The 19,734-nt window shown below is 64.3% G+C and carries 19 protein-coding genes; 8 read left to right on the top strand and 11 right to left on the bottom strand.

The features are described from left to right. Positions 1–72: 72 nt before the first annotated feature. On the top strand, positions 73–1,143 hold the full coding sequence (locus B2V90_RS02275) for a fatty acid desaturase family protein (RefSeq protein WP_228220521.1): 1,071 nt from the start codon (positions 73–75) through the stop codon (positions 1,141–1,143). A gap of 164 nt (positions 1,144–1,307) precedes the next feature. Here the strand turns inward: B2V90_RS02275 and lptG are convergent, their stop codons facing one another. Together lptG and lptF are read right to left on the bottom strand one after the other, a co-directional pair. Further along, positions 1,308–2,408: an LPS export ABC transporter permease LptG gene (gene lptG, locus B2V90_RS02270; RefSeq protein WP_009821161.1), complete on the bottom strand. Its 1,101-nt coding sequence runs from the start codon at positions 2,406–2,408 to the stop codon at positions 1,308–1,310. A 3-nt stretch (positions 2,409–2,411) separates the two neighbouring features. Then, positions 2,412–3,620 (bottom strand): LPS export ABC transporter permease LptF, encoded by a 1,209-nt coding sequence (gene lptF, locus B2V90_RS02265; protein ID WP_009821160.1) that lies wholly within the window; start codon positions 3,618–3,620, stop codon positions 2,412–2,414. 129 nt (positions 3,621–3,749) lie between these two features. Here lptF and B2V90_RS02260 point away from each other — a divergent pair, with 129 nt between their 5' ends. Together B2V90_RS02260 and B2V90_RS02255 are read left to right on the top strand one after the other, a co-directional pair. Further along, positions 3,750–4,244 (top strand): DUF2141 domain-containing protein, encoded by a 495-nt coding sequence (locus B2V90_RS02260; protein ID WP_228220522.1) that lies wholly within the window; start codon positions 3,750–3,752, stop codon positions 4,242–4,244. 9 nt (positions 4,245–4,253) lie between these two features. Continuing rightward, complete coding sequence (locus B2V90_RS02255) at positions 4,254–5,222, top strand: diacylglycerol/lipid kinase family protein (protein WP_009821158.1); 969 nt, start codon at positions 4,254–4,256, stop codon at positions 5,220–5,222. Positions 5,223–5,231: 9 nt separating this feature from the next. Here the strand turns inward: B2V90_RS02255 and B2V90_RS02250 are convergent, their stop codons facing one another. From B2V90_RS02250 to B2V90_RS02220, 7 genes are all read right to left on the bottom strand, one after another. Beyond that, on the bottom strand, positions 5,232–5,750 hold the full coding sequence (locus tag B2V90_RS02250; protein ID WP_228220523.1) for a DUF2239 family protein: 519 nt from the start codon (positions 5,748–5,750) through the stop codon (positions 5,232–5,234). Between the two features lie 67 nt (positions 5,751–5,817). After that, positions 5,818–6,594, bottom strand: a complete 777-nt coding sequence (gene xth / locus B2V90_RS02245) for an exodeoxyribonuclease III (RefSeq protein WP_228220524.1) — start codon at positions 6,592–6,594, stop codon at positions 5,818–5,820. 76 nt (positions 6,595–6,670) lie between these two features. Further along, positions 6,671–6,997 carry an iron-sulfur cluster insertion protein ErpA gene (erpA, locus tag B2V90_RS02240; protein ID WP_009821155.1) on the bottom strand — a complete coding sequence of 109 codons (327 nt, stop codon included), beginning with the start codon at positions 6,995–6,997 and terminating at the stop codon, positions 6,671–6,673. A gap of 80 nt (positions 6,998–7,077) precedes the next feature. Next, positions 7,078–7,806: a M23 family metallopeptidase gene (locus B2V90_RS02235; RefSeq protein WP_228220525.1), complete on the bottom strand. Its 729-nt coding sequence runs from the start codon at positions 7,804–7,806 to the stop codon at positions 7,078–7,080. Between the two features lie 106 nt (positions 7,807–7,912). Next, entirely contained in the window at positions 7,913–8,722 is an 810-nt protein-coding gene (locus B2V90_RS02230) for a ferritin-like domain-containing protein (RefSeq protein ID WP_228220526.1), read from the bottom strand. Beyond that, positions 8,719–9,180, bottom strand: a complete 462-nt coding sequence (gene bcp, locus B2V90_RS02225) for a thioredoxin-dependent thiol peroxidase (protein WP_037542581.1) — start codon at positions 9,178–9,180, stop codon at positions 8,719–8,721. Before bcp ends, B2V90_RS02230 begins: the two co-directional genes overlap by 4 nt. Next, complete coding sequence (locus B2V90_RS02220) at positions 9,180–11,870, bottom strand: bifunctional [glutamine synthetase] adenylyltransferase/[glutamine synthetase]-adenylyl-L-tyrosine phosphorylase (protein WP_228220527.1); 2,691 nt, start codon at positions 11,868–11,870, stop codon at positions 9,180–9,182. The genes bcp and B2V90_RS02220 overlap by 1 nt, the downstream gene beginning before the upstream one ends. A 347-nt stretch (positions 11,871–12,217) precedes the next feature. Between B2V90_RS02220 and B2V90_RS02215 the strand changes: the two genes are divergently transcribed. Further along, entirely contained in the window at positions 12,218–12,571 is a 354-nt protein-coding gene (locus B2V90_RS02215; RefSeq protein ID WP_228220529.1) for a hypothetical protein, read from the top strand. Positions 12,572–12,620: 49 nt separating this feature from the next. On the opposite strand, the gene ypfJ is transcribed toward B2V90_RS02215, so the two are convergent. Next, positions 12,621–13,493 (bottom strand): KPN_02809 family neutral zinc metallopeptidase, encoded by an 873-nt coding sequence (gene ypfJ / locus B2V90_RS02210; protein ID WP_228220566.1) that lies wholly within the window; start codon positions 13,491–13,493, stop codon positions 12,621–12,623. Between the two features lie 147 nt (positions 13,494–13,640). Here ypfJ and B2V90_RS02205 point away from each other — a divergent pair, with 147 nt between their 5' ends. The 4 genes from B2V90_RS02205 (at position 13,641) to B2V90_RS02190 (ending at position 18,938) form a co-directional block, all read left to right on the top strand. Then, positions 13,641–14,834 (top strand): patatin-like phospholipase family protein, encoded by a 1,194-nt coding sequence (locus tag B2V90_RS02205; RefSeq protein WP_228220530.1) that lies wholly within the window; start codon positions 13,641–13,643, stop codon positions 14,832–14,834. Continuing rightward, the gene (locus tag B2V90_RS02200) at positions 14,831–15,622 is read left to right on the top strand and encodes a 3-hydroxybutyrate dehydrogenase (RefSeq protein WP_009821148.1); all 792 of its coding nucleotides are present in this window, start codon (positions 14,831–14,833) and stop codon (positions 15,620–15,622) included. The genes B2V90_RS02205 and B2V90_RS02200 overlap by 4 nt, the downstream gene beginning before the upstream one ends. A gap of 362 nt (positions 15,623–15,984) precedes the next feature. Then, positions 15,985–17,493: a S10 family peptidase gene (locus tag B2V90_RS02195; protein ID WP_228220531.1), complete on the top strand. Its 1,509-nt coding sequence runs from the start codon at positions 15,985–15,987 to the stop codon at positions 17,491–17,493. A 77-nt stretch (positions 17,494–17,570) separates the two neighbouring features. Next, positions 17,571–18,938: an amidohydrolase gene (locus B2V90_RS02190; RefSeq protein WP_228220532.1), complete on the top strand. Its 1,368-nt coding sequence runs from the start codon at positions 17,571–17,573 to the stop codon at positions 18,936–18,938. Between the two features lie 34 nt (positions 18,939–18,972). Here the strand turns inward: B2V90_RS02190 and bdcA are convergent, their stop codons facing one another. After that, positions 18,973–19,686 (bottom strand): SDR family oxidoreductase, encoded by a 714-nt coding sequence (bdcA, locus tag B2V90_RS02185; RefSeq protein WP_228220533.1) that lies wholly within the window; start codon positions 19,684–19,686, stop codon positions 18,973–18,975. Positions 19,687–19,734 lie beyond the last annotated feature (48 nt).

The raw sequence follows: 19,734 nt of genomic DNA, 5'->3' as shown, positions 1-19,734 counted from the left end.
CTGCGGCTATGAAGACAAACATGACATGGTGCTGCCATGAATCGAGCGTATTTGGAGATTAGGACGGCCCGCATGACAGTGCATGATCCCATACTTGCCGCCGCCCAGCGCGCGCGCGCGGCCATTCCCGACGATACGGTGATGCTGCGCGCGGCGGCCGAACTGGCGCGCGACTATGCGCATGCCGACCCGCGTATCTACTGGCCCGACCTGCTGGCCTCCGCGCTGATCGGCTGGAGCGCGCTGGCGGGCGCGATCCTGATCGACAATCTGGCGATCGCGCTGGCCTGCGGCCTTGTCTCGATGCTCGCCCTCTATCGTGCGGCAAGCTTCATCCATGAACTGACCCACATCCGCAAGGGCGCGCTGCCGGGGTTCCGCCTGGGGTGGAACCTCGTCGTGGGCCTGCCGCTCATGATCCCCTCCTTCATGTATGAGGGGGTGCATACGCAGCATCATGCCCGCACGCGCTATGGCACGGCGGAGGACCCGGAATATCTGCCGCTGGCGCTGATGAAGCCCTGGTCGCTGCCGCTGTTCATATTGGTTGCCGCGCTCGCCCCTGTCGGGCTCATTCTGCGCTTTGGCGTGCTGACGCCGCTGTCGCTGCTGATCCCCGCGCTCCGGCGCAAGGTGGTTGCGGAATTTTCCGCGCTCTCGATCAATCCCGCCTATCGCCGCCGCACGCCCGAAGGCGCCTTTGCGCGGCAATGGGCATGGCAGGAAGCGGGTGCCTGCATCGTTGCGCTGGCGCTGGTGGGCAGCGTCTTCGCCTTCGGATGGAAGCCATTGCTCGTCTATATGGCCGTCCATTCCGCGATGACCGTCATCAACCAGTTGCGCACGCTGGTTGCCCATCTCTGGGAAAATGAGGGCGAGGCGATGACCGTCACCGCGCAATATCTCGATTCGGTCAACGTGCCCCCGCCCGCCACTTTGCCCGCGCTCTGGGCGCCTGTTGGCCTGCGCTATCATGCGCTGCATCACCTACTGCCCAGCGTGCCCTATCATGCGCTGGGCAAGGCCCATGCCCGCCTGATGGCCATGATCGACGCGGAGTCGCCCTATCATCGGGGCAATTACACCGGCATGATTCCGCTGGTCGGCAAGATCGCGCGCAGCACCATGACGCGTCGGGCCTGAAAAGCGCGAAACTGCAAAATTTTTCGGTTGCAGCTTGAAACGGGCAATCTCCTGCCCATATCGCGGGTGTTCCGGTCCTACCCCTCCCCCTCATGAGGGCCGGGACGCCCCCTAGAGGCGAGGCCCCGCGCGACACCCCTTGGTCGCCGGGGCCTTTTTCTTGCCTATTCCTCGGTGCGGAACAGCACTGTCTCACCCACCAGCAGGAACAGAAAAAAGGGCGCCCAGGCCGCCAGTACCGGGGGATAGGCGCCCAGATTGCCCATCGCGAGCGAGAAATTGTCCGCGACGAAATAGGCAAAGCCCAGCGCCATGCCCAGCACTGCGCGCATGAACAACTGCCCCGACCGTGCCAGGCCAAAGGCCGCGACCGATCCCAATATCGGCATCAGCAACGCTGACAGCGGCCCCGACAGCTTGTGCCACAAACTGCCCTCCAGTTCCTTGGTCGGCCGGCCTGCGTCGCGCAGGTCGCCGATCGCCGCTTCCAGTTCATGGAAGGTCAACGCGTCGGGATCGACCCGCGCCAGCGTGAACTGATCAGGCCTGATATCGCGCCCGAACCGGACCGTGCCGATATTGCTGACCGTTCCTCGCGCGACGTCGAACTGCCGCGCGCCTTCCAGCACCCAGCTTTTCGACGCGACATCATAATGGCCCTTTGGCGCCTGGACGATCGTCGTCAGCCGATTGTTGATGCGGTTGTAGATTTCCACCTGCCGCAACTGCACCGCAGTGCCACGCCCTGCCACAATGGCCGCGTTGACCAGATTATTGCCGTCGCGCACCCAGGGGTTGGACTTGACGCCGCTATCGGGGGGCACCGGGCCATAATCCACCGCCTCCCACGCGCTCAAAGCCGCGGTCGATCGCACCACGATCCGTTCGTTGAAAACAAAGCTGATGATCGACACGCCCAGCGCCGCCAGCACCAGCGGCGCCAATATCTGGTGCGCTGACAGCCCCGCCGCTTTCATCGAGATGATCTCGCTATTCTGGTTCAGCGTCGCCAGCATCACCAGCGTGCCCAGCAGCACCGAAAAGGGCAGGAAGGTGGCGATGATCTGCGGCGCGCGCAGGCCGACATAATGCCATAGCTGCGCGTCGCTATTGCCGGGATAGGCCAGGATATCGCCCGAATTGCCCAGCAGGTCGAGCGTCTGGAGCACGACCACCAGCATCGCCAGCACCGCGAAGGTGCGGGTCAGGAACAGCCGCGCCATATACAGGCTGATCTGGCGCGAGGGGAAGAAGTTCACATGCATGGCTCAGGCGGCTCCTTCCGCCGAAGCACGTCGCCGGCCCAGCCGGATCAGCCGGCCCACCTGCTTGCCGATCTTGGCAAAGGCGAATTCCAGCGCGGCGATCGGCTGCCCGCCCGGACGATGGGCGATCACATGATACATCCAGAGCACCAGTCCTGACGCCAGCAGGAATGGCCCCCACAAAGCGATGATCGGATCGATCTTGCCCAAGGCACCCACACTTTCGCCATATTGATTGACCTTGTGATAGGTCACGATAAACACGATAGACAGGAACACGCCCAGCGCGGACGTCGATCGTTTGGGCGGAATGGCGAAGGCCAGCGCCGCCAGCGGCAGCAACAGCATGAACACCACCTCCACCATGCGGAAATGGAAATTGGCGCGCACCTCGTTGCGCAGCTTAGGGGGCGTCGCCTGATTCTTGCCGATCACCACCAGTTCGGGAATCGTCTTTTCCCGGTCATTGTCGCGCCCACGGAAACTTTCGATCTGTGGCAGGTCGATCGGCAGGTCATGGCTGGAAAAGGACAGGATGCGCGGCGTCTTATATTTGGGCGCGTCGTTGACCAGCACGCCATCGCGCAGGCGGAAAATGATGACATCGGGGTCGTCCGTCGCCAGGAATGTGCCCTGCGCCGCCGTCACCGCGACCGACTGCCCGTCGCGACTGGTTGCGCGCACGAAAATGCCCTGCAAATTGCGCCCTTGGTCGCGGCTGCGCTCGATGCGCAGCGTCATGCGCTTGCCCAGATTGGTGAACTCCCCGACCTTGATCGACGCGCCCAGCGCGCCCGACCGCAGCTCGAACCGCAGCGCTTCATAAGCGTGGCGCGACAGGGGCTGGACGAAGCCCACTATGCCGAAATTGATGAGCGCCAGCGCGATCGCATACATATAGGGCACGCGCAGCAAACGCCCGTATGACAGGCCGACCGCGCGCATGACATCCAGTTCCGATGACATGGCGAGCTTGCGGAACGCCAGCAATATGCCCAGCATCAGGCCGATCGGAATGCCCAGCGACAGATATTCGGGCAGCATATTGGCCAGCATCCGCCACACCACGCTGACCGGCCCGCCCTCCGCCGCGACGAAGTCGAACAGGCTCAGCATCTTGTCGAGCACCAGCAGCATCGCTGCGATCACCAGCGTGCCCAGCATCGGCACGGCGATCAGGCGGGCGAGATATCGGTCGGTGGCGGTCAGCATTCTCTAAGTCGTCGTCCCATCACCATGTTTTGGCCGCAAAGCCCGCCCATATCCGGACAGGTAAGTTTGTGGGGCGAACAGGGGCTCGCCATCCGATCCATGCGGATGGCTATAGCTTCCAGGAGTCTGATGGTCATGGTAAAAGTTGCAATGGGTCTGATGTCGGTGGCGGCGATGGTGATCGCCGTGCCGGCCATGGCCCATGGGCAGGAAATCCCGAATAATCTCGAACGCTGCGCGGCCGATGCGAAGGGGCCGGCGGTTCTGGTTGATGTGCGCGGCTTCGTCGCGCCCACCGGCAAGGTGCGCGTGCAATCCTATCCGGGCACGAAGGCGGCCTGGCTGGAAAAGGGCGAATGGCTCTATCGCATCGACGTGCCGGTAAAGCCCACCAATGGCGGCATGCGCTTCTGCATGCCGGTGCCGCATTCGGGCACCTACGGCATTGCGGTGCGGCATGATCGCGACGGCAATGGCAAGACCGACATTTCGCGTGATGGTGGCGGCTTTTCCAACAATCCGTCGATCAACATCTTCAACCTGGGCAAGCCGAGCATCAGCAAGGCCGCGTTTCAGGCTGGCCCCGGCGTGACCAAAATCACGATCAACCTCAAATATATGTGAACCATTGCCATGGTCTGCGTCGCGCTTCTGTCCAACCCCAAGTCTACGGGCAACCGTCAGACACTCCCGCGCGTCCGCAGCTATTGCGCCAGCAACCCCGATATCTTCCATTATGAAGTGGAGCATGTCGACCAGATCGGCCGGGCGTTCCAGACGATCGCCCGCGTCGATCCGGCCGTCATCGTCATCAATGGCGGCGACGGCACGGTGCAGGCGTCGCTGACCGAACTCTATCAGGGCGAACATTTCACCGGACGGGTGCCGCCGATCGCGGTGCTGCCCAATGGCAAGACCAACCTCATCGCGCTCGACCTTGGCATCCATGGCGATCCGATCAAGGCGCTGGAGCGCATCGTCGCCATCGCCAAGTCAGGCGTCGACGATCATGTCGTCGCTCGCGAACTCATCGCCCTTTCTGATGGCGCGGCGGGCAGCCGCCCGGTGCTCGGCATGTTTCTGGGCGGGGCGGGCCTGGCCGACTATATGCTCTATTGCCGCAACCAGATTTACCCGCTGGGCCTTTCCAATGGCCTCAGCCATTTCATCACTGCGCTGGCGGTCATCGTGTCGCTGCTGTTCGGCATTCGCGCGCGGTTCCTGCCGCCGTCGGGCAAGCCGGTCAGCATTTCCCTGATTCGCGACGGCCAGATCGCCGGGCGCTTCGCCGTACTGATCGTGACGACACTTGAACGACTGCTCCTGGGCGTCCAGCCCGGCGACAGCAGCCGCGGCAACATGAAACTGATGGCGGTGGACCAGAATATTCCCGCCCTGCTCCGCCTGGTATGGGCCAGCCTGTGGGGCCGCGTCGGCAAGGCCAAGATGCACGGCATCCATCTGGAACAGGGCGACATGATCCGTATCGAGGGCGATCATAGCAGCGTCATCCTGGACGGCGAACTGTTCGAAGCCTCCGAGGGCCGCCCGATCGTCCTGCGCTCGACCGAGCCGGTCCCCTTCCTCCGCCTCGCGGCCTGACGAGCCCCGTCAGGCGAAGGCCGGTGCCGCCAGCGCCAGCGCATGGTCGCGAATGCCGGACGGCCAATTTCTTGAAAGCGCCGTGAATCGCTCGGCATCCTTGGCATAGAGCGCCCGGATCGCCTCCTCATAGCCGGGCCGGTCGCCCGCCATCGCAGTCGTGAAATGATAAGCCGCGTCCATCGCCGCGCGCGGTGACGTCGGCCCGGCTTCCGCCTTGCGCGCGTCGTCCACCAGCCGTCGCAACACCGCAGAAGCGCCGCCTAGCTGCTGCGCCAGCCAGTCCCACTGGCGGGGCAGCAACGTGACCTCGCGCGCCTGGACGCCCAGCTTGGGCCGTCCCCGCCCGCGCGGCGCCTGCGAGACGGAATTCTCCAAGTCTATATCGACCTGCCGGCCGGTCCGGTCGTCGAACAACAGGATATTCTGCGCGTCATCGCCCATCGCCTGGAGCGCGGCGCGGATTTCGCCCTGGTCGCCCGTAGCGATCCACAATTCGCCGGCGAAGGCCGTTAGTGTCCCATCCATCCCGAATCTCCTTCGGTGGGGACATTATTACCCGGATTTTATTCCGTCAATATAATCCGGCTAATATTCAGGCTGGCCGCAGTTCGACCCAGGTCGGGGCGTGGTCGCTCGCCTTTTCGCGCCCTCGGAAATCGCGATCGACCTGCGCATCGATCAGGCGGTCGGCTGCTGCCGGGCTCAGCAGCAGGTGGTCAATGCGAAACCCCGCGTCGCGCGGCCAGCTATTGGCCTGATAGTCCCAGAAGGTCCACACCCCGCCGGCGGGATGACGGCTCAATATCGCGTCGGTCCATCCGTCGTTCAGCATTCGGCGATAGGCCGCCCGGCTTTCGGGCTGCATCAGCGCATCGTCGGCCATCGCCTTGACCGAAAATGTGTCCACGTCGCGCGGGATGACATTATAGTCGCCCGCCAGCACAGCCGGCACTTCTTCGGTCCAGATTTCCGCCGCGCGTCGGCGCAGCCTGTCCATCCAGCGCAGCTTGTAATCGAATTTCGGCCCCGGCTGCGGGTTGCCGTTGGGCAGATAGATGGAGGCAACCCGCACCCCCTTCACATCGGCCTCCAGATACCGGCTATGTTCGTCCTCGGGTTCGCCTTCCAGCCCGCGCCGCACTTCGACCGGCGCGTCCCCCCGCGCCAGGATGGCGACGCCGTTGAAGCCCTTCTGCCCGTGCCAGATCGCGCCATAGCCGGCGTCCTCGATATCCTTGATCGGGAAGGTCTCGTCGCTGGTCTTGATCTCCTGAAGGCAGGCGACATCGGGCCGCGTTTCGTCCAGCCATTCCAGCAGACGCGGCAGACGCGCTTTAATGCCGTTGATATTGAAGGTCGCGATGCGCATGAAGAAGGCCATCCGTTCAGAAAGGAATAGGCCTCTGCCTACGCAGCCGCGCCCGCCTTTTCAAACGGAAGAAGCGTCAGACCGAGAAGCTGGTCCCGCATCCGCAGCCGGCGGTCGCATTGGGGTTCGTCACCTTGAACGCCTGCCCGCCCAGATCCGACACGAAATCCACCGCCGATCCGCGCACCAGATCGATACTGACATCGTCCACCACCAGCGTCACGCCATCGCGCTCCACCGCCATGTCCTCCGGCTCGACCGCCTCGGCCAGGCCGAAGCGATATTGAAAGCCAGAGCAACCGCCGCCTTCGACCGACAGGCGAAGAATGGCGGGCTTGCCCTGCTTGGTGGCGATCGCCGCGACGCGGGCGGCGGCGGAGGGGGTGAGGTCGATGTCGGCCATGGCGCCTAGATAGGATCAGGCAAAAGGCCCGGCAACCCATTGGGCGCCGGGCCTTTGCGAAAGTGCCGGAAAAAGGGGGATCAATCGGCCGCTTGTTCTTCTGCCTTGGTCGGGCCGCCCATGGCGACCGGCGGCTTGGTGTTCATCGCCACCAGATAATCGGGGCCGGACACGAAGGGAATGGGGTTGATCGCCGCGCCATCGACGCGCACTTCATAATGAAGATGGCTGCCGGTCGAACGGCCGGTCGAGCCCATCAGGCCGATGATCTGGCCGCGCTTCACAGAGCTGTTGGGCGACACCAGCAGCTTCGACATATGGCCATAACGCGTTTCCATGCCGCTGCCATGCGTGATCTGGACCAGATTGCCATAGCCGTTCGCCCATCCGGCGCGGCTGACGACGCCATCGGCGGTCGCGTAGATCGGCGTGCCGACCGGACCGGGGATGTCGATGCCCTTGTGCATCCGCGCGCCGCCATTGAACGGATCGGACCGCACGCCGAAATTGGAGGTCAGCGACAATTTGGAAACAGGGCGACCCGACGGGATATAGGCCGATGCCTTGGTCACGCCGTCCAGGCGCTGAAGGCTGGCGAAGAGATTGGCGAAGCCCGCGTCATTCTGATCGGCCTTGGCCGCAGCGGCGGGCACATCGCCATAGGGGTCATCATCATCGGTCGTGGCCTGCGCCGGGGCGGCAACGCTCAATGCGCCTGCAACAGCCACCCCTCCTAGCAATGTGAAAAACTTCGAAGCGGTCTGGAACATCATCGAACCGCGCGCATTGACCATGTGAAGAACCGACATGCAGACCCCGACTATCAGCCGGAGACTATGTCTCTCGGCGCTTCCCGTGTTGTATGTTTGGCGACAGATGCCGCCCCCGCTGGAAATGCAGACTGCAAATCACCGCTCAGCTTGCAAGCGCCACGTAAAAATCTTCGGTTAAACCGGCCTGTCGACGCGCCGAGTCGTTGAAAGGCGGCTTCAGGCACCCACGAAAATGCCGTTTCACAAGCATTTGATAGTGATCGGGCGCGTGAAGTCCTTTTCGGTTCGTCGCCCAGCTGAACCACCCCGTCCCGGCCGCGACATGCCGAATCTCGTCCTCGACAATCCGGCGCAGGATACGGCTCGTCACAACATCGCCTGCGCCTTCGAACCGCACCACGGTCGCGGGCGTGATGTCGAGCGCGCGCGCCTCGAGCACCATCGGCACGATCGCCAGCCGCGCCAGCGCATCACCCGCCGTCTCGCGCGCCGCATCCCAGAGGCCGTCATGCGCGGGGAGCGCGCCATAATGGCTGCCCATCTGCCGTAGCCGCCGGTCGAGCAGCGCGAAATGCATCGCCTCTTCAGCGCCCACCTGCATCCATTCGCCGGTAAAAGCCGCGGGAAATTCGCTGCCGAACCGCCCGATCAGGTCGAACGCCAGGTCGATCGCCACAAATTCGATATGCGCCAGCGCATGGATCATCGCGATCCGCGATCGCTCCGACCCAATCCTGCCACGCCGTGGCATCTGGTTGGGCGGCAACAGGGCGGGCGCGGCCGGGCGTGCTGGCACGTCGGGCATCGCCGTCTCGAACCGATGCGCCAGCCGCCCCAGCCGCCAGGCGCGCGCCACCGCCCGCGCCGCCATCAGCTTGGCGGGCGGATCAGGCGTCGTCAGCACATGCGCGCACGCCGCGCCGACCGTCTCGATATGCGCGGGAAGGGTCAAAGGGCCCTTGCTGCCTCCAGCACTTCGGCCGCGTGGCCCTTCACCTTCACCTTGCGCCAGATCCGCTGCACCTTTCCTTGGGCGCCGAACAGGAAGGTCGCTCGCTCGATCCCCATATAGGTGCGGCCATACAGGGATTTTTCGACCCAGGTGCCGAACGCCGCGCAGGCGTCGCCCGGTTCGTCCGAGGCCAATATGACGCTCAGCCCATATTTTTCGGAAAATTTCTTAAGCTTGGCCGGCTTGTCGCGGGAAATGCCGATCACCGGCACGCCGGCGGCGGCATATTCATCCGCAAGCGCGGTGAAGTCCTTTGCTTCATTGGTGCATCCGGGCGTATCGGCCTTGGGATAGAAATACACCACCAGCGGCTTGCCGCTATAATGGTCCAGCGCGAACTCCACGCCCTCCATATCCATCAGCGTCACTGCGGGAATGGCGTCTCCTGGCTCCAGCATCATGCGTCCTCCTGATAGGGCGCGGCGATCGCCGCCCATGTGTCGCCCACGCATTGCCGCGCCTTGGCATAGCTTGCAAGCAGCGCATCCCAATCCGCCTGGCCGCAGGCGCGCGCCATCAGCGGCCGTGTGGCTTCGGGCGGTTCGGTCGATCCGGGCGACACCAGTCGCGACACGATCAGATAGCGGGTGATAAGGTCATGCGCCTCGATCAGCGCAGCGGGAAGATGCCCCGCCTCCACCAATTGCGACAACGCCACCGACAGGTCGGGATCGAACGCCATGCCGTGGCGAAACTGGCTGACATGGATCAGAAATTCCAGGTCGATAAGGCCGCCGGGCACCAGCTTGACGTCCATGTCGCTGGCGGGCGGCTTGTGGCGGGCGATGTCGCCGCGCATCTTGACCGCCTGCCGCGTCAATTCCTCCGTGTCGCGCGGCCGCTCCAGCGTCTCCTTGAGCACTGCATCCAGCGCCGCGCGCGCCTGCGCCGAACCAAAGACCGGCCGCGCCCGCGTGAGCGCCAGATGCTCCCAGGTCCAGGCTTCCTCGCGCTGATAGCGGGCGAAACTGTCCAGGCTGACCGCCAGCAGCCCCTGCGCGCCCGATGGCCGCAGCCGCGTATCAACTTCGTAAAGTGGCCCCGACGCTGTGTGCACCGACAGCGCGTTCGTGATCCGCTGCCCCAACCGGTTGAAATATTGCGTCGCGCCCAAAGGCTTGGGACCATCGGATTCGGCCAGGAAATCCCCCGTGAACAGATAGACCAGGTCCAGGTCCGACGCATGGGTCAGTACCCCTCCGCCCAGCCGGCCCAGCGCCAGAATCAGCATCTCTCCGCCCGGAACCTTGCCATGGGCCGCCTCGAACTCTGCGACCGTGGCCGCGCCCAACGCCTCGATCGCCGCCAGCGCGACGCGGCCATAGCCCCTGCCCACCGCCATCGGGTCGCCGCCCCGGATGATCTGCACGCCCAGTGCGAAACGGCGATCGCCCACGCGCTGCCGCACCCGGTCGAGCAGCATCTGATAATCCTCGCCCGGCTCCAGCGCGGAAAATTGCGCTGCCATCTGCGGCACGGATGGCGGCGGATCGAACGCGCTGGCGTCGATCAGTCCGTCCAGCAACTCCGCTCGTCGTCCCAGCGCGTCGGCCAGCGTCGGCGCATGGCTCAACACCTCCGCCAGCAATTCCACCAGCGCCGGGCGCGCCGCCAGCAGCTTGAAGAAATTGATCGCGCTCGGCAGGCGACCGATCATGTCGTCCAGCCGGTTGAGCGCGCGGGTCGGGTCGGGCGCCTGCGCCAGCGCGCGCATCAGCCCCGGCAGCAACTGCTCCAGCGCCTCGCGAGAGGCCGCGCTGCGCAATGCCCGCACCGCGCCGCCGCGCCAGCGACCGATCCGCGCGAGCGGCGTGTCAGGATCGGCGAAACCCATGTCGGTCAGCTGCGCCTTCAGCTTGTCTCCGTCCTGCGACATGGACGCGTCGTCGCTGTCCGGGCTCAGCCGGTCATAATTGCGCCCGACCCATTCCACCTGCGGCCGCAGCAACTCCAGCAGCGCCGCGCCATCCTCCAGCCCGTGCAGCCGTGCGACATTATCGACCCCGGCCATCGTCGGCGGCAATTCATGCGTCTGGCGGTCCTCCACCATCTGCAACCGGTGCTCGATCGTGCGCAGCAGGACATAGGCTTCGTCCAGCCGCGTCGCGACCTCCGGCTCGATCACCCCGGCCTCAGCCAGCGCGCGCAGCGCCTCGCGGCTGTTGCCCGAACGCAGCGACGGGTCGCGCCCGCCATGGATCAGCTGATGCACCTGCGCGAAAAACTCGACTTCGCGTATGCCGCCGCGCCCGCGCTTCAAGTCATAGCCCGGCCCGAAGGCCTGCCCCTGCGCATAATGGTCGCGGATGCGGCGGGAGATATCGACGATGGCGTCGATCGCGCCGAAGTCCAGGCTGCGGCGCCAGACGAACGGGCGGATCTGGCGCAGAAAGTCCTCCCCCAGCGCCCTGTCCCCGGCCGCTGCCCGCGCGCGGATGAAGGCGGCCTGCTCCCATCCCAGGGCCGTCGATTCATAATAGCCGATCGCCGCGTCCACCGGCAGCGCGATCGGCGTCGCCTCGGGCGATGGGCGCAAGCGCAGATCGACGCGAAAGACATAGCCATCGCCGTCCCGCGCATTGAGCAATTCGCTGACCCGTCGGCCGATCCGCACCGCGGCGTCCGCCACATCCTCCCGCGCGCCATGCGGCAGGGTAGCGGGGTCGTAGAGCAAGATCGGATCGATATCGGATGAATAATTGAGTTCTCGGCTGCCATGCTTGCCCAGCGCAAGCACGACGAAGCCCCTATGGTCGGCATCGGGATAGCGTTCCTGCATCGCCGCCGCGATGGCTTCCTCCAGCGCTTGATCGGCAAAATCCGACAGCGTGCGCGTCACCCGATCCAGGTCCCACGCGCCAGACAGGTCCGCGCCCGCCACCGCGAGCGCGATCGCCCCGCGCCGCCGCCGCAGGGATCGCGCGACTCCGTCCTGCGGATCGGCGGCGGCATGGGCAGCCGCCAGAGCCCCGTCCATATCCCCTTGCGCCATCTGCGCCACCACGGTGGGATAGCGCTCCATCGCCCGCGCCAGAAATGGCGAATGCGCGCGGATACGCGCCTCGATTTGTGGCCAGTTCGACACCATCTTCTCCTTATCGGGCCGGGCTATCGCGCGCAAAGGCGATGAATTCCAGAAACTTTTGCGCGCCTCGCCCGTTTCCCCCCCATGGAGATGCAGCGCAAAATGACTGGCCAACCAGCGTTGGGGCGAGACGGCGAACTTGGCCGTATTGTCACCGTTGGCCTTCCCGCGCCCTATGAAGGGGTAGGAAAAGCGCTGCGTTCCACATACGCGCCGCCTCGCGATGGCTTGCCCGACGATATGATGGATTTGCTTGGAAAACTTGATCGACATTAAGATTAAGTTTTTGTTTACGGGTAGGGGCGTATGATGGCGTGACGTTCGGGCATTAGGACCGGAGTGATGTCGCCATGATGTATCGCAGTTTCGCCATCGCGACCCTGGTTGCTGCACCCGTGATCGTCATGGCCGTACAGAACTTCTTGCCTGCCCCGCCATCGGGCGTGCAGGACCAGCCCGCCACGCCCGCCCCTGCGCCGCTCGTCGCGCCCAATGCAGCGCCAGCGGTTCCAGCACCCTCCCCGCCTTCCGCAGCCTTTGCGCCTCCTATGCCCGCAGCGGGCGAGCCGCTCCCCGGCGCGGGGCAGCCCATGCTCTCGCCGGGCCAGGGATTACCCCAACCGCCCCTGTCGACCAATGGCGGAGCCAACCCCTATTCCACCCCGCAGCAGGCCCCACCGGGATCGCCGAACGCCGAATTTTGACGCGACGATCCGGCACTTGGCAGCTGTTGGGCTAAGCCGCCGCTTCCCCTCAGATCGAACCGCCAAATGTGTCGCATTGCGCCGGGTCGCCTGTATCCAACCCCTTGCGCAGCCACTCCATTCGCTGGGCGCTCGACCCATGCGTGAAGCTTTCGGGCACTGGCCGCCGCCCGGCCGCTTTCTGCAACGTGTCGTCGCCGATCGCCTCAGCCGCGCGCAAACCTTCCTCCAGATCGCCGGGCTCCATCAGATTATCGTCACGCGCTGCCCATACGCCGGCATAGCAGTCGGCCTGCAATTCCATCTTCACCTGCAAGGCGTTGCCCTGCGCCTCCGATGCGCGCTGCTGCGCCTTGCGGATGCGGTCGGCCTCGCCGGTGATGGTCTGGATATGGTGGCCCACTTCATGCGCGATGATGTAGCCGATCGGAAAATCGCCGGGCGCGTTGAACCGCGTTTCCATCTCGCGGAAGAAATCAGTGTCGAGGTAGATGCGCTGGTCGGCCGGGCAGTAGAACGGCCCCATGGCCGACATTGCTGCGCCGCAACCCGACTGCCCGTTCTGGCTGTAGAAGACGAGCGTGGGCGGCGGATAATTCTGCCCCTGCGCCCGGAAAATCTCGGTCCAGCGGCGCTCGGTTGATCCCAGCACCTTGAGCGAGGTGCGCTGCACGTCGGTCAACTCTGCGTTCGACGGCCGCTCCGTCTGGACTGGCTGGCCACCGCCACCGCCACCCAGCAGGCTGAGCGGATTCATCCCCATGACGACCATGATCACCAGCACCACCACGATGCCGCCGCATCCGAACCGGCTGCCGATCAGCGGCAGCAGCATGCCCAGCCCGCCGCCGCCAAATCCACCGCCGCCGCGCCCGTCCTGCACCTCGAAATGGCTGCTTTCCTGTTCGTCGTCCAGCCGCATCATGTCCTCCCTGTTGCCCGCGCCGTTCCTACGCGATTCATCGTGGCGCGAAAACCGCCGGTAATCGGGAAGGTTGCGCCAACGGCCTGCCTTCTTGCGAGACATTGAGTTGGAACGCGCGCGACAATGCCTATATTGCACTGCGACATGGCAGACATTGAACCTACGGCTTCACAGCACCGTCCGCACCGGCGCGCGCGCACCTCGCTCTCGCTTCCCCGCGAAGTCGCGCTGTTGCTTCAAGGCGGCGGCGCGCTTGGCTCATTCCAGTCCGGGGTATTTGAACGGCTCGACGAACTGGGCATCGACATCAGCTGGGTCGCGGGCATTTCGATCGGCGCGGTCAACGCCGCCATCATCGCGGGCAATGAGCCGCATCGCCGGCTCAGCCGCCTCAAGAAATTCTGGTACACCGTGTCGGGCGGCATACCCAATATGATCCTGCCCGAAATCGACCAAATCCGCGAAGTCGCGCATTTGGGCGCCGCCGCCACCGTCGCCAGCTTCGGCGTGCCCGGCATGTTCCGCCCGCGCCTCTGGCCGGCCACGCTGATGCCCGAAGGATCGCCCGGCGCGATCAGCTTCTATGACAGCGCGCCGCTCAAGGACATGCTCGACAGCTGTGTCGACTGGGACCTGCTCAATGACGGCCCGGTTCGCCTGTCGGTCGGCGCGGTGGAGGTCGAAAGCGGCAATTTCGCCTATTGGGACACACGCGGCCCTGGCGGCAACACCCGGATCGACGCGCGGCATATCATGGCGTCTGGCGCGCTGCCGCCCGGCCTGCCGCCGATCGAGATTGACGGGCGCTGGTACTGGGACGGCGGCATCGTCTCCAACACCCCGCTGGCCCATGTCCTGACGCATCAGACCGAAGACATGCTGGTCTTCCAGGTCGATCTCTTCCCCGCCGAAGGGCCGATGCCGCGCCAGATGACCGATGTCTATTCGCGCATGAAAGACATTCAGTATAGCAGCCGAACCCGCCAGGTGACAGACCAGTATCTGCGCCTGCGCCGCGAACATGGCGCGATTGAGGCGCTGCTCAAGAAGTTGCCGCCCGACCTTCAGAATTCGTCCGAGGCCCAATCCCTGCGCCAATGCCTGGACCAGGGGTCGGTCAACATCGTCCACCTCATCTACCGGTCGCGCAACTGGGAAAGCGGCGCCAAGGATTTCGAATTTTCCCGCTCGACCATGCTCGACCATTGGAGCCAGGGCCGCGATGCGGTGGAGGAAGTCATGCACAAGGGCGATCTCATCGCCCGCAACATCCTCGACGGTAAAAGCGCGACCTTCGATCTCGACGCACCCGATCATCTGAAGGAGAAAACCGCATGAGCAAGTTCCTCACGGGCAAGACGGCGCTGATCACCGGATCGACCTCCGGCATCGGCCTTGCCTATGCCAAGGCGCTGGCCGGGGAAGGCGCAAATATCGTCATCAACGGTTTCGGCGACGCGGATGCGATCGAAAAGGAACGCCAGGGCCTTGAAAGCCTCTCCGGCGCCAAGGCGCTCTATTCGGGCCATGACCTGACCAAGGTCGACCAGATCGAAGCGATGATGAAGGACGCCGCCGACGCCTTTGGCGGGGTGGATATCCTCATCAACAATGCCGGCATGCAGCATGTCGCCCCGGTCGAGGAGTTTCCGCTCGACAAATGGGACCTCATCATCGCGCTCAACCTCAACGCCGCCTTTCATACGACGCGCCTTGCCGTGCCCTATATGAAAGACAGGAAATGGGGTCGCATCATCCAGACGGCGTCCGCCCATTCGCTGGTCGCCTCCCCCTATAAAAGCGCCTATGTGACCGCCAAGCACGGCCTTGCGGGCTTCACCAAGACGGTGGCGCTGGAAGTGGCGACCTTCGGCGTCACCGCCAATTGCATTTCGCCCGGCTATGTCTGGACCCCGCTGGTTGAAAACCAGATTCCCGACACGATGAAGGCGCGGAACATGACGCGCGAGCAGGTCATGAACGACGTGCTGCTGGCCGGTCAGCCGACCAAGGAATTCGTGACGGCAGAACAGGTCGCCGCCACCGCCCTCTACCTGTGCAGCGACGCCGCCGCGCAAGTCACCGGCGCCAACCTGTCCATCGACGGCGGCTGGACCGCGCAATAAGGTCAGGCGGCCCCCCGGCCTAGCGCCAGGGTCCCGCTCTCCGCTTGCCGGCAGGGTAGCGCCCGGTTCGCAAAAAATCCTTCCAAAATAGGATTTTACCTGATCTACCCTTCGGGATGCCGGTCCCGGTCATTCACGCGCGCCCTGTTCCTGTTCATAGCCGCCCGCGCCGTCCTGCCCCCCTTTCGCTTCGCGGTCGCGTTGTGGTCGCTTCGGCGTCGCCTTGAGGTCGCTTCCGCGCGAAAATTGGAAAAGCGCGTGAACTTTGCCCGATAGCGTCGCTGTCGCGTCGCCGGCGCGTCGCCTCTTCCCTCCGGCTCTGCCCTCCGCTAGCCAGACGCACATAAGACAAGGGGATTATCATGCGTTTGACGTCCAGCCTCGCCGCCCTGGCGCTGGCCTTTTCCGCCACCATCGCTCATGCCCAGGACGAACCGAAGAAAAAGGACGAGGCAGCCGAAGCCCCTGTTCCGGCCCCAAATGTCTCGGTGACCCGGCACAAGGGCGTGTTCGGCGGCAAGGCGATCAGCTATACCGCGACCACCGGGGAAACCTACCTCAAGGACAAGGATGGCAAGCCGCTCGCCGCGATCTTTGCTACCTCCTACGTTAAGGATGGCGGCGACGGGAGCCGCCCGATCACCTTCCTCTATAATGGCGGCCCCGGCTCGGGCTCGCTGTGGCTGCACATGGGCGCTTTTGGTCCCAAGCGGGTCGTCCTCCCCGACGCGCAGGATGATGGCGCGCCCCCCTATCCACTGGTCGACAATGCCGAATCCCTGCTTGACGTCACCGACCTTGTCTTCATCGATCCTGTCGGCACCGGCTTTTCTCACGCCCTTGGCGACAGGGACCCGAAGGATTATTGGGGCGTCTCCGCTGACGCCAAATCGATTGCCCAGTTCATCCGCCTGTGGCTGAACGACAATGGCCGCTGGTCCTCGCCAAAATATATTGGCGGCGAAAGCTACGGCACGACGCGATCGGTGGCGCTCATCAACGAACTGGAAGGCACCTATAATGATGTCGCGGTCAACGGCATCATTCTGATCTCGACCATCCTCGACTTCGGGGCCACGGCCGAGGTCCAGGGTAATGAAATGCCCTACATCATCAACCTGCCTTCAATGGCGACCACCGCCTGGTATCACAAGAAAATGGGAAATCCGCCGGCCACCGTAGCGCAGGCCGCGCAGCAGGCGCGCGCCTTTGCCATCGGCCCCTATGCGGCCGCCTTGCTCAAGGGCAATCAGTTGCCCCCGCAAGAGCGCGCGAGCGTCCGCGCTGAACTCTCCCGCCTGACGGGGCTTTCCGAAACCTTTGTCGATCATGCCGACCTGCGCGTATCGCCCGGCCGCTTCTACAAGGAATTGCTACGCGACCAGGGAGTCAGCATCGGCCGCCTCGACACCCGCTATACCGGCAAGGATTATGACGCGGCGGGCGAGGAGCCGGATAACGATCCCAGCTTTTACGCAATCGACGGCGCCTATACCGCCGCGATGAACAGCTATGCCCGCGACACGCTGAAATATCGCACCGACCGTTCGTATGTGACGATAGGAGGGGTCAGCGGCTGGGACTGGAAACTGGAGGGCAAAAATGGCCGGGCCAGCGAGGTCTACACAAGCGTCGCACCGTATCTTGTCAAAGCGCTGCGGGAAAATAGCGGGCTAAAGGTGTTTGTCGGCCAGGGCTGGTATGATTTCGCCACACCCTTCTTCGGTGCCGAATATGCCATGAGCCGCACCGGTTTCGATCCTGCGCGCATCCGCTATCATTATTACGATGCCGGCCACATGATGTATGTCCGCCCCGACGACCTGCGCAAATTGAGCGCCGATATCCGCGCCTTCATTTCCGAGCGGTGATCGGGATGGCGAAAACTTGGCTCTTCAACCGCGGCAAATTGCCCTTATGCTGCGCGCCAGCAAGGGAGATTTTGAACATGCGTCACACGCTCGCGGCCCTGTTGGCCGTCGCCAGCCTTACGTCCGCCGCCGCCGCCCAGACGGAGCCCGCCAGCACCGCCGCACCCGCCCAGGCCACCCCGCCCGCGCAAAGCGAGATCGGCGCGGCGGTCGCCAAGGATATGGACGCGATGATGACGCTCTATCGCGACCTGCACGCCAATCCCGAATTGTCGCTTAAGGAAGTCAACACCGCCGCCAAGCTCGCCAAGCGGCTGAAGGCCCTCAAATATGACGTGACTGAAAAAGTCGGCGGCACCGGCGTCGTCGCGGTGATGAAGAATGGCACCGGCCCAACGCTCCTGATCCGCGCCGATATGGATGGCCTGCCCGTGGTCGAACAGACCGGCCTCGATTTCGCGTCAAAGGTTCGCACCAAGACGCCCGAGGGCGTTGAAACCGGCGTCATGCACGCTTGCGGCCACGACACGCACATGACCGCGTTCATCGAAACCGCCAAGCTGCTCGCCGCGCGCAAGGATGACTGGAAGGGCACGCTGGTCATGATCCTCCAGCCCGCCGAGGAAGTGGGCAAGGGCGCGCGGGACATGCTGGAAGACGGGCTTTACACCCGCTTCCCGCGCCCGACGCACGCGCTCGCCTTCCACGACGCGGCCAATCTGGAGGCCGGCGTCATCGGCTATACGCCCGGCTATGCGCTGGCCAATGTTGACAGCGTCGATATCGACGTGAAGGGCGTGGGCGGCCACGGCGCCTATCCGCAGACCGCGAAAGACCCGATCGTGCTGGGATCGCGCATCGTGGGCACGCTCCAGACGCTGGTCAGCCGCGAACAGGACCCGCAGGATCCCGCCGTGGTCACGGTCGGCAGTTTCCAGGCCGGGGCCAAGCATAATATCATCCCCGATGAAGCCAAGCTGCTGCTGACGGTGCGCAGCTATTCCGACGAAACGCGGCAGAAGCTGATCGACGGGATCAAGCGGGTCGCGCGCGGCGAGGCAATCGCGGCCGGCATGCCCGACGACAAGATGCCGGTGGTGAGCGTGAAGGACGAATTTACCCCCTCCACCTACAATCCGCCCGAATTTGCCGAACAGATGGCAGGCCTGCTCAAGGCCAATTTCCCCGAAGGCCGCGTCGTCCAAACGAGCGCGGTGATGGGGGGTGAGGATTTCGGTCGCTTCTACCGCGCCGACAAGTCTATCAAGAGCTTCATCTTCTGGGTCGGCGGCGTGCCGGCCGACAAGATGGCGGCGGCCAAGGCAGGCCAGATCAGCCTGCCCTCGCTCCACAGCCCCTTCTGGGCGCCCCAGGCCGACAAGGTCATCGCCACGGCTAGCGAAGCGATGACCGTGCTGGCGCTCGACATATTGAAGAAGGATTGACAAACGGGGCGCCTTCACCGGCACCCCGCGCGCATCAGGCGCCGAAGCCGCCGTCGATCGTGTGCATCGCGCCGGTCATATAGGCGGCTTCGGGGCCGGCCAGAAAGGCGGTCAGTCCGGCAATCTCGTCCGCCTTGCCATAGCGCTTGATCGCCATGAACGGCATGACCATGCCTGCGATTTCGCCGTCCGCAGGGTTCATGTCGGTATCGACCGGGCCGGGCTGGACGACGTTGACGGTGATGCCGCGTTCGCCCAGATCCCGCGCCAATCCGCGCGCCATGCCCTGCAACGCGGACTTGGTCATCGCATAGGCCGCTGCCCCGGCAAAGGGCACCGCATCGCCGTTTACCGATCCGATGACGATGATGCGCCCGCCATCCGTCATGGTTCGCGCCGCCTCGACCGCGGCATGATAGGGCGCACGCACATTGATATCGATCATCCGGTCGACGGCGTCAGGATCGAAGGTCAGCGGATCGCCGATCATCGCGACGCCGGCATTGACGATCAGGATATCCAGCGGACCCTGCTGCGCCACCACGTCGATCACCTGCTCCCGGTCTGCCGCGTCGGAGCGGATCGCGCTCGCCCCTGTTTCCTGGCTCAGCGCCTGCGCGGCGTCATGCGACCCGGAATAGGTGAAGGCGACCTGCGCGCCGTCCTTAACGAAACGCCGCACGATCGCCGCGCCAATGCCTCGGCTGCCGCCGATGATCAGGGTCTTTTTGGAAGTCAGGTCAGTCATGTCGGTCTCCCTTGAGAATTATGTACCGACCACTATATATAATGAGGA

Source organism: Sphingobium sp. UBA5915 (genome assembly GCF_002431195.1).
Lineage (GTDB): Bacteria > Pseudomonadota > Alphaproteobacteria > Sphingomonadales > Sphingomonadaceae > Sphingobium > Sphingobium soli.
This window is presented reverse-complemented; position numbering and strand designations above follow the sequence as displayed.

Coding starts and splice junctions, on each gene's coding strand:
- B2V90_RS02215 (WP_228220529.1), top strand. CDS start 12,218: ATGATGTATCGCAGTTTCGCCATCGCGACCCTGGTTGCTGCACCCGTG.
- bcp (WP_037542581.1), bottom strand. CDS start 9,180: ATGCTGGAGCCAGGAGACGCCATTCCCGCAGTGACGCTGATGGATATG.
- lptF (WP_009821160.1), bottom strand. CDS start 3,620: ATGCTGACCGCCACCGACCGATATCTCGCCCGCCTGATCGCCGTGCCG.
- B2V90_RS02260 (WP_228220522.1), top strand. CDS start 3,750: ATGGTCATGGTAAAAGTTGCAATGGGTCTGATGTCGGTGGCGGCGATG.
- B2V90_RS02205 (WP_228220530.1), top strand. CDS start 13,641: ATGGCAGACATTGAACCTACGGCTTCACAGCACCGTCCGCACCGGCGC.
- erpA (WP_009821155.1), bottom strand. CDS start 6,997: ATGGCCGACATCGACCTCACCCCCTCCGCCGCCGCCCGCGTCGCGGCG.
- xth (WP_228220524.1), bottom strand. CDS start 6,594: ATGCGCATCGCGACCTTCAATATCAACGGCATTAAAGCGCGTCTGCCG.
- B2V90_RS02190 (WP_228220532.1), top strand. CDS start 17,571: ATGCGTCACACGCTCGCGGCCCTGTTGGCCGTCGCCAGCCTTACGTCC.
- B2V90_RS02250 (WP_228220523.1), bottom strand. CDS start 5,750: ATGGATGGGACACTAACGGCCTTCGCCGGCGAATTGTGGATCGCTACG.
- B2V90_RS02235 (WP_228220525.1), bottom strand. CDS start 7,806: ATGTCGGTTCTTCACATGGTCAATGCGCGCGGTTCGATGATGTTCCAG.
- lptG (WP_009821161.1), bottom strand. CDS start 2,408: ATGCATGTGAACTTCTTCCCCTCGCGCCAGATCAGCCTGTATATGGCG.
- B2V90_RS02275 (WP_228220521.1), top strand. CDS start 73: ATGACAGTGCATGATCCCATACTTGCCGCCGCCCAGCGCGCGCGCGCG.
- B2V90_RS02200 (WP_009821148.1), top strand. CDS start 14,831: ATGAGCAAGTTCCTCACGGGCAAGACGGCGCTGATCACCGGATCGACC.
- bdcA (WP_228220533.1), bottom strand. CDS start 19,686: ATGACTGACCTGACTTCCAAAAAGACCCTGATCATCGGCGGCAGCCGA.
- B2V90_RS02255 (WP_009821158.1), top strand. CDS start 4,254: ATGGTCTGCGTCGCGCTTCTGTCCAACCCCAAGTCTACGGGCAACCGT.
- B2V90_RS02220 (WP_228220527.1), bottom strand. CDS start 11,870: ATGGTGTCGAACTGGCCACAAATCGAGGCGCGTATCCGCGCGCATTCG.
- B2V90_RS02195 (WP_228220531.1), top strand. CDS start 15,985: ATGCGTTTGACGTCCAGCCTCGCCGCCCTGGCGCTGGCCTTTTCCGCC.
- ypfJ (WP_228220566.1), bottom strand. CDS start 13,493: ATGCGGCTGGACGACGAACAGGAAAGCAGCCATTTCGAGGTGCAGGAC.